The 17,372-nt window shown below is 43.8% G+C and carries 12 protein-coding genes; 3 read left to right on the forward strand and 9 right to left on the reverse strand.

The window, feature by feature from the left end; genetic code table 11:
* On the reverse strand, nucleotides 1–2,240 hold a 2,240-nt coding region (gene alaS / locus ABW391_RS11145), incomplete at its 3' end, for an alanine--tRNA ligase (RefSeq protein WP_353481942.1).
* 431 nt (nucleotides 2,241–2,671) lie between these two features.
* Between alaS and ABW391_RS11150 the strand changes: the two genes are divergently transcribed.
* Nucleotides 2,672–3,655 carry a peptidoglycan DD-metalloendopeptidase family protein gene (locus ABW391_RS11150; protein WP_353481943.1) on the forward strand — a complete coding sequence of 328 codons (984 nt, stop codon included), beginning with the start codon at nucleotides 2,672–2,674 and terminating at the stop codon, nucleotides 3,653–3,655.
* A 179-nt stretch (nucleotides 3,656–3,834) separates the two neighbouring features.
* Nucleotides 3,835–4,578 carry a LytR/AlgR family response regulator transcription factor gene (locus ABW391_RS11155; protein WP_353481944.1) on the forward strand — a complete coding sequence of 248 codons (744 nt, stop codon included), beginning with the start codon at nucleotides 3,835–3,837 and terminating at the stop codon, nucleotides 4,576–4,578.
* Between the two features lie 2 nt (nucleotides 4,579–4,580).
* Here ABW391_RS11155 and ABW391_RS11160 read toward each other — a convergent pair whose 3' ends face one another.
* Together ABW391_RS11160 and ABW391_RS11165 are read right to left on the reverse strand one after the other, a co-directional pair.
* The gene (locus ABW391_RS11160) at nucleotides 4,581–6,611 is read right to left on the reverse strand and encodes an ATP-binding protein (RefSeq protein WP_353481945.1); all 2,031 of its coding nucleotides are present in this window, start codon (nucleotides 6,609–6,611) and stop codon (nucleotides 4,581–4,583) included.
* A gap of 53 nt (nucleotides 6,612–6,664) precedes the next feature.
* Entirely contained in the window at nucleotides 6,665–8,140 is a 1,476-nt protein-coding gene (locus ABW391_RS11165) for a sensor histidine kinase (RefSeq protein ID WP_353481946.1), read from the reverse strand.
* A 977-nt stretch (nucleotides 8,141–9,117) separates the two neighbouring features.
* On the opposite strand from ABW391_RS11165, the gene gatB reads away from it, so the two are divergent.
* Entirely contained in the window at nucleotides 9,118–10,566 is a 1,449-nt protein-coding gene (gene gatB / locus ABW391_RS11170; protein WP_353481947.1) for an Asp-tRNA(Asn)/Glu-tRNA(Gln) amidotransferase subunit GatB, read from the forward strand.
* Nucleotides 10,567–10,569: 3 nt separating this feature from the next.
* On the opposite strand, the gene ABW391_RS11175 is transcribed toward gatB, so the two are convergent.
* The 6 genes from ABW391_RS11175 to ABW391_RS11200 form a co-directional block, all read right to left on the reverse strand.
* Nucleotides 10,570–11,187 (reverse strand): ABC transporter ATP-binding protein, encoded by a 618-nt coding sequence (locus ABW391_RS11175; RefSeq protein ID WP_353481948.1) that lies wholly within the window; start codon nucleotides 11,185–11,187, stop codon nucleotides 10,570–10,572.
* Nucleotides 11,177–11,986, reverse strand: a complete 810-nt coding sequence (gene lpxA / locus ABW391_RS11180) for an acyl-ACP--UDP-N-acetylglucosamine O-acyltransferase (protein WP_353481949.1) — start codon at nucleotides 11,984–11,986, stop codon at nucleotides 11,177–11,179. Before lpxA ends, ABW391_RS11175 begins: the two co-directional genes overlap by 11 nt.
* A gap of 2 nt (nucleotides 11,987–11,988) precedes the next feature.
* Nucleotides 11,989–13,380: a bifunctional UDP-3-O-[3-hydroxymyristoyl] N-acetylglucosamine deacetylase/3-hydroxyacyl-ACP dehydratase gene (locus ABW391_RS11185; protein WP_353481950.1), complete on the reverse strand. Its 1,392-nt coding sequence runs from the start codon at nucleotides 13,378–13,380 to the stop codon at nucleotides 11,989–11,991.
* 109 nt (nucleotides 13,381–13,489) lie between these two features.
* Nucleotides 13,490–14,524: a UDP-3-O-(3-hydroxymyristoyl)glucosamine N-acyltransferase gene (lpxD, locus tag ABW391_RS11190; protein ID WP_353481951.1), complete on the reverse strand. Its 1,035-nt coding sequence runs from the start codon at nucleotides 14,522–14,524 to the stop codon at nucleotides 13,490–13,492.
* Between the two features lie 68 nt (nucleotides 14,525–14,592).
* Nucleotides 14,593–16,176 (reverse strand): DHA2 family efflux MFS transporter permease subunit, encoded by a 1,584-nt coding sequence (locus tag ABW391_RS11195; protein ID WP_353481952.1) that lies wholly within the window; start codon nucleotides 16,174–16,176, stop codon nucleotides 14,593–14,595.
* A 7-nt stretch (nucleotides 16,177–16,183) separates the two neighbouring features.
* Nucleotides 16,184–17,338 carry an HlyD family secretion protein gene (locus tag ABW391_RS11200; RefSeq protein WP_353481953.1) on the reverse strand — a complete coding sequence of 385 codons (1,155 nt, stop codon included), beginning with the start codon at nucleotides 17,336–17,338 and terminating at the stop codon, nucleotides 16,184–16,186.
* Nucleotides 17,339–17,372: the final 34 nt, after the last annotated feature.

Raw genomic sequence — 17,372 nt, forward strand, 5'->3', positions numbered from 1 at the left:
CGCTCGATTTCCTTGCGCAATTCCTTGTTTTCATCTTGTAGAGTGGCTACAGCTCTGGCGGCATCGCCCTTGCTCTTGAGGATGCTGCGGATGGCATCCAATTCCCGCAATTCGGCACGCACAAAATGCTGCGCCTGCTCGGCGGTGATGGCCTCGATGCGACGGATACCCGCAGCTACAGCGCCTTCGGCCACAATTTTGAACAAGCCGATCTGGCCTGTTGATTGAACATGCGTTCCGCCACACAATTCGCGGCTGAAGTAGGGATCAAAAGTGATCATGCGCACCACTTCGCCATATTTTTCACCAAAAAGCATCATTGCGCCGGTATTGCGTGCCTCTTCAATGGGCATGTTGCGGTTTTCGTCCAGGGCGATGTTGGCGCGGATTTTTTCGTTGACCAAGTTTTCGATCTCTAGCAATTCGGCTTCGCTTACTTTTTGGAAGTGGTTAAAGTCGAAGCGCAGGCGCTGATCGTCTACGTTTTGACCTTTTTGGGTGGCGTGTTGCCCCAGAATGCGGTGCAATGCAGCGTGCATCAGGTGCGTAGCCGAGTGATTGGCCGAAATGGCCTGCCGCAGGTCTTCGTCCACCACCGCTTTTACCAGCAAATTCAAGTTGGCCGGAAACTCGTCTACGATGTGGATGATCAGGTCGTTTTCCTTTTGGGTATCCAGCACATTGATGCGATCTGCACCAATGACGAGGTAACCTTTGTCGCCAGCCTGGCCACCGCTCTCGGCATAAAAAGGAGTAGCCTGTAGCACCAATTGGTATTGATCCTGGTTTTTGACCTTGACGGTGCGGTATTTCAGGACTTTGGTGTCTTCTACAACCAGGGTATCGTATCCTTCAAATTTTACTTCGCCTTCGTTTACACTCAACCAATCCCCTACTACTTTGGCGGCATCGGCGCGCGAACGGTCTTTTTGTTTTTGCAGCGCAGCTTCAAAACCGGCCATGTCCACCTGGATGTTTGCTTCTTGAGCCAACAATTGGGTAAGGTCGATGGGGAAACCGTAGGTATCGTACATGTCGAAGGCGTCTTCGCCTTTAATCTGACCAGTTGATTTGTCGAGGTCGGCAAAACGCTTCAAGCCTTTTTCAAGGGTGTTCAAAAACGCCGTTTCTTCGCTTTCGATGATTCGGGCAACCTGAGCTTGTTGGGCCTTCAATTCGGGGAATGCACCGGAAAAGGCATCTGCCAGCATGGGAATCAGCGTATGCAGAAAAGGTTTTTTGATGTCCAAAAACGAATAATAGTACCGCACAGCTCGGCGCAAGATGCGACGAATGACATAGCCTGCGCCCGAATTCCCAGGCAATTGGCCATCGGCAATGGTGAAGGCAATGGCGCGAATGTGATCAGAAATGACCCGCATGGCGATATCAACCTTGGCATCGCGTTCGTAGCTGAAAGTGTATTTTTTGCCCGAAACCTTTTCAATGTACTGGATGAAGGGCGAAAAGATGTCTGTGTCGTAAGTGGCCTTTTTTTCCTGCAAAACCATACACAAACGCTCGAAGCCCATGCCCGTATCCACATGTTGCGCTGGTAGTGGCTCCAGTGATTTGTCGGCTTTGCGGTTGAACTGGATGAATACGTTGTTCCAGATTTCAACAACGCCAGAATTGTCTACGTTGACGAGGTCACGGCCAGGCGTTTTGGCGCGTTCTTCGTCACTCCGCGTATCGAAGTGGATTTCGGTACAAGGCCCGCATGGGCCAGTATCCCCCATTTCCCAAAAGTTGTCTTTTTTGTTGCCGTAGAGGATTTGATCCTGTGGCAAAAAGCGCAACCAGAGGCTCAGGGCTTCATCATCGGGAGGAATATTGGCGGCAGGGTCACCTTCAAACACAGTAGCGTAAAGGCGGTCTTTGGAAAGGCCAAGTACATCGGTCAGCAATTCCCAACTCCAGGAAATGGCTTCTTCTTTGAAATAATCGCCAAATGACCAGTTGCCCAGCATCTCGAACATGGTATGGTGGGTACCATCGTAGCCTACATCTTCGAGGTCGTTGTGCTTACCAGATACCCGGAGGCATTTTTGTGTATCGGCAATGCGCCGCACATCCGGGGTATGGTTGCCCAGGAAGTAATCTTTGAATTGATTCATCCCCGCATTGGTAAACATGAGGGTGGGGTCATCCTTGTTGACCAGGGGAGCTGAAGGAACAATCTTATGTGCTTTGGAAGCGAAAAAATCAAGAAAAGCCTGGCGAATTTCGCGTGCGGTCATCATAAGTATTTGTATTTGAAGGAGAAAAGTTCAATTCTTTCAGAACAGTCAATATGGCATTTTAGTTAAAGAACCGTTAAGGAATAATTAAATGATTCCCTACTTTGGAAATCAGTTCGCATATTTGCTGTTGCTTGCTCCAAAAGTGAGGCAAAACAAAGCAATTTTTTTTTAAAAACGGTCAAATTCCTTCGATTGTTCCAGTGGAAACAGGAAAAAAAGTACCTGCTAAGTTGTGTATGTTGATAATGTGGAAAAAAAAAGAGTCGTTTTTTTGGTTGAATCAACGTACTGTCTTAATTTAGCATTTCAAAGTCCTGTTCCACGCCAGTAAGAACATCAAAGGAAGCTACAATTTCGGTCCCATCTCAATGAACATATTCTGAGTAAACGCCCCGCAAATTTAGTCAAATTGACCAAGAACCAGCAACATGGGAAAAAATGAAAAATTTATCTACAACATTCAAACCCTGCGGTTTGAAAAGGTAGAAATTAGTTGGCTTAACATCGTATCCAGAGCCTTAACATTTCTAAGTTCCGCAGCTTTTACTGCATTTTTATTCTCCATCATTCTCTACCGTTACTTCCCTTCGCCAAAAGAAAAAGTATTGCTGCAGGAAATTGAAGTAATGAAAACCCATTACGAAAAACTGGAAGGAGATTTAACTGCGCTCAATGATGAGATGAAACATCTCAATGATCGAGATGCTTACGCTTACCGCACTGTCTTTGGGATGAATCCTATCGACGAAAATATCTGGGAAGGTGGAGTTGGAGGGCATGATGAATTTTTGAGTCTTCGCGATCTCAAACAAAGTGGGGCTTCCATTATCCATGCACTGGATAAAGTCCGTAAATTGCGGCACAAAATGGTGGTTCAATCCAAGTCATTGGATACCATTATCAATATGGCCAACGAAAAGGAGAAAATGCTGGCCTCCATTCCTTCCATTAAGCCTGTTCGGGCAGATAAATTGTCAAAGCAAGTCAATTTACTTTCAGGTTTTGGATACCGAATTCACCCGGTATACAAAGTGCCGCGGATGCATTATGGCCTTGATTTCACGGCACCCAAAGGCATCTCCATTCAGGCAACTGGAGATGGTGTGGTCAAAAAAGCAGAATACCACAGTGGCTATGGAAAATGTGTGATCATCTCACATGGCTATGGCTACGAGACCCTGTATGCACACATGAGTTCCTTTGAAGTACGTGCCGGGCAGCGGGTCAAAAGAGGGCAGCAATTGGGTAAAGTAGGAAGTACAGGTACTTCTACCGCACCTCACTGCCATTATGAAGTACACTTCAAAGGCAAACAAGTCAATCCAGTTCATTTTGTGATGGATGGGCTTTCTCCTAGAGAATATCAATCTTTGGTTAAAGCTGCAGAAGGCGCAAATCAGTCAATGGACTAACTTAACCAATCATTTGTTAATATATTAGGGAGCTCGTCCAGATATCTAGACGAGCTCCCTTTGTTTTTGGGAAATAGAGTTGTAATTTTGCTTTGAAATTTAAACCATTCACAGTTAGTTGTCCTCCCACAAAAACCTTTTCCTATTCCAGTATTACCACCAGATGATAAAACCAACAAATGAACACGGTAATTGTAGATGATGAGTCCTTGTACATCGAGCTTCTATCCCATAAGCTGCATCAGGTTGCTCCAGATATAAACATTATCGCTACGTTTAATAAACCTATTGATGCCTTGGTTTATTTGCGCCAAAATCAGGTAGATCTGATTTTTCTGGATATAGAAATGCCTGATATTGATGGTTTTAAGTTTTTAGATTTATTCAGACCCAACGATACTCCGGTTATCTTCGTAACCAGCCATGAAGGTTACGCACTCAAAGCCTTTCGATATGCAGCGGTTGATTACCTACTCAAGCCCGTACATTCCAACGAATTAAGTGAAGCGATCAACAAAATCAATCGCACCAAAAAGGAAGATCTTTTCTGGCAAATGGATGTTTTGCGCAGTGCGATGAAAGAAATTCAATCTGAAAATTCGCGGTTCAATCGACTTGTGTTGAACACTCAGGATAAAGTTGTGGTGTTGGACATTGATGAAATTGTCAACATCGAAGCTTCGGGGCCTTACTCCCAGTTTTACACCATCGATAAAAAACAATACATAACCAGTAAACCACTGGCACATTACGAAGATTTGCTGCGCAACAACAATTTTTACCGTTTGCACCGCTCTCACTTGATCAACTTGCTCCATGTAAATGCGGTCATGAAAGAAGATGGCGTGGTATTGATGCGCAGTGGAACGCAGCTGCCTTTTGCAAAAGACAACATCACCAAGTTGCTGGAAAATTTGAAATAGGGTTAAGATTGGTGTGAATCGGGTAACACGACATCGAAACCTTTGCCTTCCGGGCATGACAGTAATTTCCCGCCATTGGTTTCCAGGAAATTTTGAATCAACGCAATATCCCAATACGGCTTGTGGATTGAATCATTGCTTCTTTGTTCATTAGACTTGATAAGGGGTTGTTCAAACTCTTGCACATCTGCAATCCGAATATTTACCAGGTCATTCTCTTTCCATGCACTCAATATTACCGGAAACATGATTTTACCTGGTCGATTGGCTATATTCAGGAACAGATTGCGCAAAGCCATTTTTAACATGGTCATATCGGAATAGAGGTATAAATCTTCGGGAATAGCGTGAATGATGGTCAAAAAAGTCCCATTGTTTAATAGCTTAAGGTTTTTGTCCAACTCATCAGTCAATGACTTGAGTTGAAACTCCTGGCGCAGGGGCTGATATTGCTGCATCTGTACCCTGGCTGTAAACAACAAATCCTCCATCAGGGTGATGGTGCGTACGGTCTGGTGCTGCAATTGAGTCAGCATGTTTGATTCGGACAAAGAATGAGGAGACTTTGAATTTTGATCCAGTTTTGACAAAACCTCTTGAATGGTATGCAAAGGCGTTCTTAATTCGTGGGCAATGGCAGCGAATAGCTGATCTTTGATTTGATTCATTTGGAATACCTCTTTTCTCTTGGTTTCCAGCTCTTCATTCTTTTTTGTAAGCTCCAGGTTGAGTATTTTCCGGTATCGATAAAGAAAATAAATTCCAAAGCCAACAATCAAGGTCAATACAACCGCAATTATCGAAATGTTTCGAAAAAATTTTACTCTTGAAAATTGATCTGCGTATTGCAAATCCAGGTCTTCTCGGGTCTCTAGTATTGAAAAAGCCTCCATGCGGTTGATGGATTGGTCTTTAGCCTCTTGAGAAAAAACGTGTTCACCAATTTTTCGCGACTCTTGAAGTGCTTGGAGGCTAGCATCGTACTGCTTACGTTCTTTTAAGATTTTTGAATGTATCTGTAAAATCCAGGGTTGAAAAGATTTGATTCCTTTTAGTTGTGCAATGGACAAGGCCTGTTCAACGTAAAAACTGGCGGAGTCAAGTTTTTCCAAATCGAGGAAAGCACGCGCAATTTCAGCATTGGACAGTGCCCGAATTTGAGCATCTTCACTCAAAGTACTCAACACTTTGGCTCTTCGCGCAAAATAAAGCGCTTTTTGAGGCTCCTTGTTATCCAGGTAAATATTACCCAGATTATAGCAAGCCCGAGAGGTGAAATAATCCAAGCCTAATGGCTCCGTTTCTTGCAATGCTAGTTTTTGGTAATGAATGGCAGTTTTGATTTTATGCTCCATTGAATAATTCATCCCGAGGTAGGTATAGGCCATGGCTTTTACGGTGGGCGAGGGGTAGTTTTTTATTTCATTCAAGGTCTTAATGAGCAAAATTTCTGCTTTTTTATATTGTTCCAATGCCCTGTAGGTTTCTGCTAAATTGGCTCGGGTATGGCAGGTTAAATTCAATCCTTCTGGGCTCTTTTTGGATAACGCTATTGAACGGTAGGCATACTTTATAGAAGTAGGATAATCCCCTTTCAAAGAAAATACATTGGAAATATTGGACAAATTCAGCGCCACGAGCAAGGGTTGCTCTTTTTCAGAAATTAACTCGCTTGATTTGAAGTAGTATAGTAGAGATGACTTTAGGTCTCCTTCATCAAAGAACTCGTTGCCTTTGTTGCCATAAGCCCTGGCCAAGAGCAAATGATCTCCAAGCTCATGCGCCAAATTAAGTGCTTGATTGTTGTAAAAATAGGCGTTGTTTGAATTGACATACATCCATTGGTCATGCAAATCAAGATAAAGAGTTGCTTTTTCCGCTTTGATTTCCGTTTTTGCCAATTTTTTCTCCAATTCGGCCAGCTTCTTAGGGTTGTATGGTTTGATTTGTGCACATAAAGCCCCCGCTACAACTTGCAACAATGCCATAATCAGCAAAATATTATAACCCTTTTTAACCTTGATTTCTACCATTTTTTTCACAATTGTAAGCGCATGCGCATAAACAGATGACTAATTTTTCTGCGTTACAAAGGCAATACGATCGTAAAAGTACAGCCTTGTTCTATAGTAGCTTGTCCCAATAACTTGCCGCCTTGATTTTCGAGAAACTGTCTGACCAGTGACAAGCCCATTCCTGAACCGACTTCTCCTTTGGTTCCAAAACGGGACAATTGCCCATCCAAGGCTTTTCGAAGTTGATCCTCAGTCATTCCGATCCCGTGATCTTTGATGTGAATGGCTAAGCCCTCACTGATCTGTTCGGCATAAATTTCGACCTCTTGCCCCTCATCAGAAAATTTAATGGCATTGGTCAATAAATTGCGCAGTGCCATGCGAATCATTACGGAGTCGCTATTCAAGGTAAAATTGACGCAGACCTTATTATTGAGTTGCATTTTTTTTCCTGCAAAAATAACCTTGATTGCATCCTCCAATTCGTCAATAATTGGCCGAAGTTTGAACTCTTCTTTGAAGGGTTTGTAACTGTTCATTTGAATTTTCGCCCATAAAAGGAGGTTTTCAAGCAGTACGCTGGTCTTTGCAGTCTGTCGATGAAGCAGATTGATCCAATGGCTGCGGTCTTGGATCGGCAAATCCGTCTCGTTTAAGGTATCCAGTACCGCCTGAATAGCCCAAAGTGGCGAGCGCAAATCATGGGAAATGACTGCAAAAAGCTGATTTTTGACCTGACTCAATCGTTCCAATTGATCTTTTTGCTCCTCAATATCAACACTTTGTAAAGTCAAAAGACGATTTGCTTTTTGGTTGATCAAAATTTTAAAGAGGAAAAATAAGCTGATCAAAATAAATAAAGTGATCACCCCTGCTAGAAGATGCCTAATCGAGTCCTCTTCTTTTAAGCGGTTGTTGAGGCGAAGCTTGGTCTCTCGCTCAGCTTTAAGTATGGTCATTTCCTGGCGTTGTCGCTCTATGGTTAGTTTTTGCTCGCTTGAACTAATTTTATCTTTCAGGTTTTCAGCATTTTCCAATGCAACCAATGCCGCAAAAGTATTCCCTTGTTGTTCCATTATTGCTGATTGGAGAATCCAAATGTCTCTCTCTGTTGAATCCCGACCTTTGTGCAGGGCACCTTTCAAGGCAAAATTGTTGTAAATCAGTGCCGAATCTGGTTTGTTTTCTGCAAGAAAAACTTTCGCGATGAGGTGATTGGCAACGTTGACACAATTGGAATCGCGGAGCAGAAGTGCAATAACTTTCTTCTTGAATCCATACTCTTTGGCTTTTTCCATGTAACCCTGCTCAAGACTCACTTCACAAAAGTCTTTTAAAACATTCATCTCCAAAAAATCCAGGTGATGTATGTTGGCTTTTTTTTGCACTTTGGAAAAAACAGCATATGCACTGTGGTACTTTTTCTGTGCAGCGTAATTTTTTCCGATTGCATAGAGAATGTCACACAGTTCAGGAACAAGATGATCTTTTTCAGCTAAGAATTTTCCTTTTGACAAAACCGCCAAGGACTCGAAGTGCTTTTTCATCTCTAGAAGGCATTGTCCCATATGGCAATATAATTTAGCTTCTAGAGAGTTGGATTTTACCGCATATCCATGTAAGATATCCAGCCCGAGCTGATAATAATCAATCGCCTTTTGATAATTTAATTGGTTCAAAAAAATTTGACCAATTTTATAATATACTTTGGCCTGAGATTCATAGTCTCTCGATTTATGTAAAAATTCACTAGCAGAAAGGAAACTTTTTACAGCGTGTTTGTCGTCATGTTTTCGTTTGGCGAGGGTACCATCAAGTTTGAAATATTCTCCCCATGCTTTATCCGTATTGAGTTTTAGCACAAGTGGCCTCACTTTCGCGAGGTGAATCTTTGTCTGCTGGTAGTCCCCCTTTTCTTCCAGGTAAAAGTCTATTAAATCAAAATAGGCGTTCGTTTTTTCCTCAACGGTAGCATTTGGAGATAAAATGATCTGCTTAGGATTCAAATTGGATTTGCCAGATAATCCTCCCAGACTGCCTAGAAAACCGATAATAGAAAGCAACCACAATTTTTTTGCAACAATAAGTCGCGGTTTCTTCACGTTGATTGATTTTTATTGTCCACGAGTAAACATTGGAGGGGAAATCTTGCAAAATTACTTGCAAAATGATGCAAAGTGCCTTCAGTAAAAAATAGTACCTGTTGGTAAAGTATTTGCCTGACCTAAGTAAAATAGAACTCAATGCTCTTTTTACTGACGTAATTTAGCATTGTCAAAAATACATAAGTCTCTTAATTAAGACTAACCTCAAAAGCTACCGTGCGAAGCTAAAGCTTTTGCATTTAAAATTCAAGTATTACAGTGTTCTATTGTTGGCGCCCTGCTTTTTGGGGCGTTTTTTTTTACCTGTTAATAACAATACATTTTCAGACCCAATACTACTCCATCAGATCATTGATTGGATTTGTCTTTGAAAGGCCGCATTGCTTTTGCTATATTTGCGCCGCGAAAACAAGACAATTATGGCCAATACCGCTTACGAAACCATTATCGGCTTAGAAGTACACGTTCAGCTGGCAACCGCAAGCAAAGCATTTTGTGGTGACGATGCCAGCTTTGGCGGTGAGCCCAATACCCACGTGAGTGCGGTCTCCTTGGGGCATCCGGGTACTTTACCAAAGGCCAATGGTCGGCAAATTGAATTTGCTACTCGGCTTGGTCTTGCCTTGGGTTGCAAGATCAATACCCATAATGCATTTGACCGCAAAAATTATTTCTACGCTGATTTGCCCAAAGGCTACCAGATTACGCAAGACAAAGCCCCCATTTGTATTGGCGGATCCTTGTCCATCAAAATTGGGAATACCTGGAAGTCGATTCGCATTCACCACATTCACATGGAAGAGGATGCGGGTAAGTCTATACATACCATGGCACCTCGCCATTCTTTCATAGATTTGAATCGGGCTGGTGTTCCGTTGGTAGAGATTGTTACGGAACCAGACTTGCGCTCTGGTGAAGAAGTAGATGCTTTTATGACTGCCATGCGCCAGTTGGTGCGTTACTTGGAAGTTTCAGACGGCAACATGGAGCAGGGGTCGCTTCGCTGCGATGTCAACATTTCCATCCGGGAGCAGGGGGCTACGATACTGAATGACCGCTGCGAGGTCAAAAACGTCAACTCCATGAAGTTTGCCCGCCAAGCCATCGATTATGAAGTGCGGCGTCAAATTGGGCTGGTAGAGGCTGGTGGAAAAGTAAAGCAACAAACCCTCAATTTTGATCCCAATACTGGGGTAACTTCTCCTTTGCGCGAAAAAGAAGATGCCCATGATTACCGGTATTTTCCTGAGCCAGATCTTCCTCCGGTGGTTTTATCCAATGCCTACATTGATGCGATTAAAGCCCAATTGCCCATTTTACCAGAGGCCATCCACCAGGAATTGGTGGAGAAATACCAGCTTTCTGATTACGATGCGAACATCCTTAGTGAAGAGAAAGCAACCGGTTTGTTTTTCCTTGATCTCGTTCAGCATACTAACAATTTCAAGGCGGCGGCGAATTTGACCATCAATCGCGTATTGCCCTGGTGCCAGGAGTTAAAGAATTCACTGGCTCAGTTCCCTTTGCACCCTCAACAACTGGCAGCATTGATTCAACTGGTGGAAGCAGGAAAACTGAGCAATACCGCCGCTTACCAAAACCTATTTCCAGCCATGCTGGCCAATCCAGCGCAAGATCCTTTGGCCTTGGCAGAAAAACTGAATTTGATCCAATCTTCCGACGGCGATTTTTTGCAAAATATTGCAGCAGAAGTATTGACACAGTTTCCGGATAAAGTAAAAGAATACCAAAAAGGGAAAAAAGGGTTGATCGGCTTTTTTATGGGCGAACTCATGAAACGTTCAAAAGGAAAGGCAGATCCCAAGGTTGCGACTGGTATTTTGGAGACGCTACTGAATCAGCGTTGAGTTTTATTTGTAATTCCTGATGTCTACTGCCGCTTCGCAAAAGCTGTAATCCGTTTCAACATTTGATGCAACCACAACACTGCGGGTATTGCCAAATTGAGCAATGAGCTCGGCATACCATTGGGTACCTTGTGCATCAAGGTTGGTCGTTGGTTCGTCCAGCAACAATAAAGGAGCCTCTGAGCAGATGGCAAGCACCAATTTCAATCTTTGCTTCATTCCGGAAGAAAAATTGCGGATTTCATTGTCTCTTGAGCGCTCAAACCCCAGCAAGGCAATGATGTCGTTGGAAGAGAGATTCTGCTGAAATGGTTTGAATTTGCGATGAAAATCAATTGCTTCTTGCAGGCTAAATTCTTCAATCAGTTCAATATATGGTGCAGCAAAAGCAAGATGCGCATAAACCTGGTCTAGCTCCAAATTCTGGTTTGCCTGGCTAAACACAACCTTGCCTTTCGAGGGCGTAAGGTGGCCACAAATCATTTTCAACAAAGTAGACTTACCGGAGCCGTTTGGGCCAGTGATGGCAATTCGGCTACCGGGTTCAATACACAAATCAACGCCGCGCAAAATCCAATCGCGGCGAAAACGTTTGCCTACTTGATTCAACTCAACCTTCATTGGTTAGGGCGCTTCCGTTTATATGACGCAAACCTTTCATGATTTCAGGTTTGTTGCGAACAAAATCCAAGATATGCGCGCGTTCCGCAGTGGGTTCAATTTGTTCTTCAATGATATCGATGGCACGGGATAAACGGACACCTTTTACAAAAAGAACGCGGTAAATGTTGTGGATATGGTTGATTTGTTCCTGCGAAAAATTCCGACGCTGGAGTCCAATCACATTTACGCCAGCATAGGAAAGGGGTTCCCTAGCTGCTTTTACAAAAGGAGGTACGTGTTTGCGCACCAACGACCCACCTGCAATAAAACTATGTGCACCAATGTGGGTAAATTGCTGAACGGCAACCAAGCCTTCCAGAATGGCCCAATCTTCGATTTCAACATGACCGGCCAAATTTACGTTATTGGCCAAAATCACATGGTCACCTAAGGTACAATCATGCGCAACGTGAGCATATGCCATGATCAGGCAATGCTTGCCGATCTTGGTACTGCCTGCTGCTGCCGTGCCCCGGTTGATGGTCACAAATTCTCGAATTGTAGAATGATCGCCGATCGTTGCGGTGGTTTCTTCGCCTTGAAACTTAAGATCTTGAGGAATACCCGAGATGACTGCTCCAGGAAAAATACGTACGTTGTGGCCGATCCGGGCACCATCAAAAATGGTGACATTCGGCCCGATCCAGGTATTGTCTCCAATGATCACATCTTTGTCGATATAACAAAAAGGGCTGATCGTTACATTGGACCCGATTTTTGCATCGGGGTGAACAGAAGAAAGGTGCTGCTGGTTCATCTTCAAGATCGCTTGACGATTTGGGCGGTAAGGCCCGCTTCCGAAACAATTTTGTTGCCTACATAGATCGTTCCTTGCATTTGGCAAATTCCCCGGCGGATGGGTGCCAGTAGCTCCATTTTTATCAAGAGCGTATCTCCAGGAACTACCTTACTTTTAAATTTTGCTTCTTCAATCTTTAAAAAGTAAGTATCCCAATTGCCTGGATCTTCTACCGTAGACAATGCTAAAATACCGCCAGTTTGCGCCATTGCCTCAATTTGTAAAACGCCAGGAAAAACCGGGTTGCCGGGAAAATGCCCTTGGAAAAATCCTTCGTTAAAAGTAATATTTTTTATCCCAACTACATGACTATTCGACAGGTCGATGATTTTGTCGACCAACAAGAATGGATAACGATGAGGCAACCAGCTTGCAACTTTAACAGAATCGAATAACGGTTCTTTATCTGGGTCGTATTTGGGTTTCCCTTTGAGTTTTCGATCTTCCAGGTATTGTTTTTTTAAGAGTTTGGTAAACTCAAAATTGGCTTTGTGTCCTGGTTTGGTCGCCACAATTTTCCCTTTGATGGGTTTACCCAATAAGGAAATATCGCCGATTACATCCAATAATTTATGTCTAGCTGGTTCATTCTTGAACTGCAATTGTACAGTATTTAAGATCCCCTCTTTATCGATTTTGATGCTTGGTTTACCAATTTTGGTTGCCAATCCATCCAATTCCTCTTGGGTTACAGGGCGATCAGCAATAACGATGGCGTTGTCTAGATCTCCTCCTTTGATCAAATTTTGGCTAAACAAGTAGTCCAACTCATGGAGAAAAACAAAAGTGCGACAAGTTGCAATTTCTTGTTCGTAGTCATCGAGGCTGTGCAATTGCGCATATTGCTGTCCCAGTACTTTGGAGTTGAAATCGATCATGGTAATGACCTCAAAACCATCGTGGGGTAAAGCCATCAATTCTGCGCCGGTTTCTTCGTCCCGGTAGGTGATGGGTTCCGTGATTTCGAAGTATTCCCGATCGGCATCTTGTTCTTCAAAACCTACTTCTTGCAAAGCCTGCACAAAATGTCGGGCGCTTCCATCCAGGATAGGAACTTCGGGGCCATCAATGGTCATCAAAACGTTGTCAACACCCAAGCCTACCAATGCAGAAAGTACGTGTTCGATGGTGCTCACCTGGGCCTCATCCGATTTTATCGTGGTGCCTCTGGTGGTAGAAATTACCCTGCTTACATCAGCATTAACGATGGGTTGTCCAGGGAGGTCTACCCTTTGAAATTTATGGCCGTGATTTTCTGGTGCAGTATTAAAGGTCAAAGTCACAACTTTACCCGTGTGCAAGCCTACACCACTAAGCGAGGCGGCTTTTTTAATGGTACGTTGTTTTTTCATAATGATTTTCTGCTGAGACGATTATACAATAAATAATCGAATGAATATAGGTTTAAAATGCAGCTTGACTAAATATTGGAACGCCAATGGTGGCTTTCCACAATTTGGATCAACCGTCATTTTTGGACATCAGTTTCTCCAGTTCTTTTACGCGCTTGGCCAGTTCAGGAAGTTGTTTGAAGACAGTATGAGCGCGGATAAATTGGTGGTAGTCAAATGCTGGGTAACCAAACAATGCCTGATTGGGTTCTTTTACATTGGAAGCGACACCGCTTTTGCCTTGAACTCTTGTTCCATCTGCTACTTTCAGGTGTCCGGCTACGGCAACCTGGCCACCAATCTGGCAATTTTTTCCCACTTTGGAACTTCCTGCAATACCCGCTTGAGCGGCGATGACTGTATTTTCACCGATTTCTACATTGTGGGCTATTTGTACCAAATTGTCAATTTTTACCCCTTTCCGAACAATCGTAGATCCCATTGAAGCTCGATCAACCGTGGAGTTTGCCCCTATTTCTACGTCTTCTTCAATGAGCACATTGCCAATTTGGTTGATTTTCTTGTAGGTTCCATCCTCTTGAGGCGCAAACCCAAAACCATCCGCACCAATAACCACCCCTGGATGAAAGATGCAACGATCCCCAATCACGCATTCGTACAGCACTTTTACACCGGTTTGTAAGTGGCACTCATTGCCAATTTGAGCGCCTCTCCCAATGTACACTTGAGCATCGATTTGTACACCATTGCCAATTTCTACATCATCTTCGATGATTGAAAAAGGACCAACAAATACGTTTTCACCCAATTTTGCACTAGGACTAATTATACTTTGCGGATGAATACCGCTGGATTTAGTTACTGGAGCGCCAAATTTGTCCAACAGTATGGCGATACTTGCATACACATCATCCACCCGGATTAGGGTAGCCTGGATTGGAGACTTAGGCAAAAAACTACGATTTACCAAAACTGCACTGGCCGTAGTCGTATACAGATAGGGTTCGTATTTGGCGTTTCCTAAAAAGGTGATGACGCCTTCACCACCTTCCTCAATCTTGCCAGGTCGGGTTACCCTTTGTTCAGGATTGCCTTCAATCGTTCCGTTCAGTAGGTATGCTAGGTCTTTTACTGTAATTTCCATGGCGCAAAGATAGAAAAGTTATCGTTTATCCGTTGTGTTTGGTATTGTATTCAAATGCGATACAAAAATCAGTGTGCTTCCGCGGCAGCTTTACTGGCAGCATCTCCATCAACGGTTTTCTTGCGCGGTATGAAAAACATCAACGGAAAGCAGATTACGAAGAAAACAGAAATGAGGCGAAAGGTGTCCAAATACGACAGCAGGTAGGCCTGTTTGTTGAGGGTCATTTCCAGAATGCCGTATGCTTGTTGGGTCGCAGTTTCAAGACTGGCACCTGTTTTGGCGATAATATTTTGGGTTATCGCATTAAGCCGCTCGGTGAATGCCGGATTGGTTACATTCATGTTTACCACCAGATCGGCACGGTGTTGTGCAAATTGGTTTGCCACGTAGTTATTGGCCATAGCAATGCCAAAAGCCCCACCCAATTGACGAACCATGTTGCTAATGGCAATGGCTGACGGGTAATCTTTGGGCGATAATCCGGCAATGGATTGCGTAATCAGCGGCAACTGCATCAAGGCAATCCCAAAGGTGCGGAGTACCAACACATAAAAGAAATCGGCACGATTGGCAAAACCATTCATCGAGCCTCCGTACCAACCAAAGGTGAAAAACAGAACGCAGCCAACGAGCATAAAGGGCACAGGAGACGCGCCGGATCCCATTGCTTTTCCGATAAATGGAAAGATAAAAACCCCAACCAGGGTTGGAAACAAAATTGATAATCCAGTTTCCAAAGGCGTAAAACCATTAATGCGCTGCACCAAAACCGGAAAGACATAAACAGAGGTAAACAATCCAATTCCAACAATAAACGCAACGATGTTGGTGATGGCCTGGGTGCGATTGCCCAATATCTTCAGATTCACCGCTGGTTGGGCGGTGGTAAGTTCCTGATAAATAAACCAGAATACGCCAACCAACGCAGTAATCGTCAGCACCTGAATGTTGCGGGAGTCGTACCATCCCTCCGATTCGCCGCGTTCCAGTACATATTGTAAGGAAGCAACGCCTATTGCCAAGGTTGCTATTCCCAGGTAATCAATCCGAATATTGGCTTTATTTTGGCCTTCTCCTTCCTTTTTATCGATAAAATTGTAGGAAAGAACGGTAGCCAATAAACCAATGGGCAAATTGATGTAAAAAATCCAGGGCCAACTCATGCTGTCCATGATGTACCCACCAAGCGTGGGGCCAAGGGTAGGACCCAATACGATCCCCATGCCAAATAGCCCTCCTGCAATGGCGCGATCTTTTGGTTCAAAAGCATCAAAGAGAATGGCCTGCGAGGTTGACAACAGTGCTCCGCCGCCAATGCCTTGAATAAAGCGCCAAAAAACCAACATGGGAAGATTACTCGAAGCCCCACACATATAAGAGGCGACCGTAAAGATGATCATGGATATGATGTAATAGTTCTTTCGGCCAAAATATTCTCCCAGGAATCCAGTGAGGGGAATAATGATCACGTTGGCGATGGCATAGGAGGTGATGACCCAAGCCACGTCTTCCACATTTACGCCCAGACTACCCGCCATATTAAACAAAGCTACGTTGACAATCGAGGTGTCGAGAAGCTCCATAATGGCTGCGGTAATGGTCGTCAAGACAATAATTGCTCTAGCAAAACCCTTGGGTGTTGTCGACATTTCGATCTTATTTGATGGGTACAACTACTTTGGTACTCATTCCTGTACGCAGAATGGTATTGGGTTGTTGCTTGAGGATGATTTTTACAGGAATGCGCTGCACTACTTTTACAAAGTTGCCACTGGCGTTGTCTGGTGGCAAAAGGGCAAATCTTGCTCCAGTTGCACCTGCGATGCTCTCAATCTCACCTTCAAAATCGATTTTTGGATAGGCATCCACTTTGACTTTGACTTTGTCGCCAGCGTGCATTTTTGCCACCTGCGTCTCCTTAAAGTTGGCCGTAATCCAAACATTTTGATCATCCAGAATAGAGCAGATGGGGCTACCGATGTTCAACAATTGTCCAATTTGCACAGCTTTTCTTGAAACAACGCCATCACAAGGTGCGATTACTGCAGTATAAGACAATTGCAAACGGGCAAAATCCAATTCAGACTTGCGCTGTTCGATAATGACTTTGGCCAATTCAATTTGCTGTTGGGCAGTACCCAATTGTTTTTTGGCCACACTTTCCTGGCTCAACCCTGCTTTTGATTGTTTCTTGGCTACTTCAACTTGTTTGCTTACGGCTTCCAATTGGCGCTCTGCGCCTTTAAGAATGGCATCAGCAGCATCTTTATCAGTTTTGATGCCATCAAATTGCTGTTGAGTAACTGCTTTTTGAGACAATAGTACCGTGTAGCGTTTGAAGTCTTCATTGGCTTTCCAGGCGCGGGCTTTTGCTGCGTCAATGTTGGCCTGGGCAGTAGCAATTCCAGCGCCAACTGCATCTACACTGCCGATGGTGGTTTCAAAGTTCGATTTTGCCAATCCCACATTGGTGCCTGCGGTACCTGCATTGGCCTGGGTGATGTCCAGATTGACCACCGCATTTTTCAGCGCAATTTCCGCTTGTTGAACGCGCAAACGGAGTTCGCGATCGTCCAGCAATACCATGGTATCGCCTTGACGAATGCGTTGGTTGTCCTTAATCCTTACCTCGAGCACGTATCCAGAGGTTTTGGGGCTTATGGTAGAGATGTTGCTTTCCAAATAGGCATTTTCGGTTTCTTCATTGCTAAACATATAAGCCAAGGTACGAACGATGAATATACCTGCAATAAGCAATACCACTCCCAGAATTATTGGAAGAACCTTCGATTTTTTCTTATTTTCTGCCATGACGGATGTTATAAATAATGGATAAATGTTGAAG

The sequence above is a fragment of the Haliscomenobacter sp. genome, assembly GCF_040403615.1.
Lineage (GTDB): Bacteria > Bacteroidota > Bacteroidia > Chitinophagales > Saprospiraceae > Haliscomenobacter.

What these genes read in the sequence shown, in the direction of transcription:
- gatB (WP_353481947.1), top strand. Translation starts at nt 9,118, where the DNA reads ATGGCCAATACCGCTTACGAAACCATTATCGGCTTAGAAGTACACGTT.
- ABW391_RS11155 (WP_353481944.1), top strand. Translation starts at nt 3,835, where the DNA reads ATGAACACGGTAATTGTAGATGATGAGTCCTTGTACATCGAGCTTCTA.
- ABW391_RS11165 (WP_353481946.1), bottom strand. Translation starts at nt 8,140, where the DNA reads ATGAAAAAGCACTTCGAGTCCTTGGCGGTTTTGTCAAAAGGAAAATTC.
- ABW391_RS11200 (WP_353481953.1), bottom strand. Translation starts at nt 17,338, where the DNA reads ATGGCAGAAAATAAGAAAAAATCGAAGGTTCTTCCAATAATTCTGGGA.
- ABW391_RS11150 (WP_353481943.1), top strand. Translation starts at nt 2,672, where the DNA reads ATGGGAAAAAATGAAAAATTTATCTACAACATTCAAACCCTGCGGTTT.
- lpxA (WP_353481949.1), bottom strand. Translation starts at nt 11,986, where the DNA reads ATGAACCAGCAGCACCTTTCTTCTGTTCACCCCGATGCAAAAATCGGG.
- ABW391_RS11175 (WP_353481948.1), bottom strand. Translation starts at nt 11,187, where the DNA reads ATGAAGGTTGAGTTGAATCAAGTAGGCAAACGTTTTCGCCGCGATTGG.
- ABW391_RS11195 (WP_353481952.1), bottom strand. Translation starts at nt 16,176, where the DNA reads ATGTCGACAACACCCAAGGGTTTTGCTAGAGCAATTATTGTCTTGACG.
- ABW391_RS11160 (WP_353481945.1), bottom strand. Translation starts at nt 6,611, where the DNA reads ATGGTAGAAATCAAGGTTAAAAAGGGTTATAATATTTTGCTGATTATG.
- lpxD (WP_353481951.1), bottom strand. Translation starts at nt 14,524, where the DNA reads ATGGAAATTACAGTAAAAGACCTAGCATACCTACTGAACGGAACGATT.
- ABW391_RS11185 (WP_353481950.1), bottom strand. Translation starts at nt 13,380, where the DNA reads ATGAAAAAACAACGTACCATTAAAAAAGCCGCCTCGCTTAGTGGTGTA.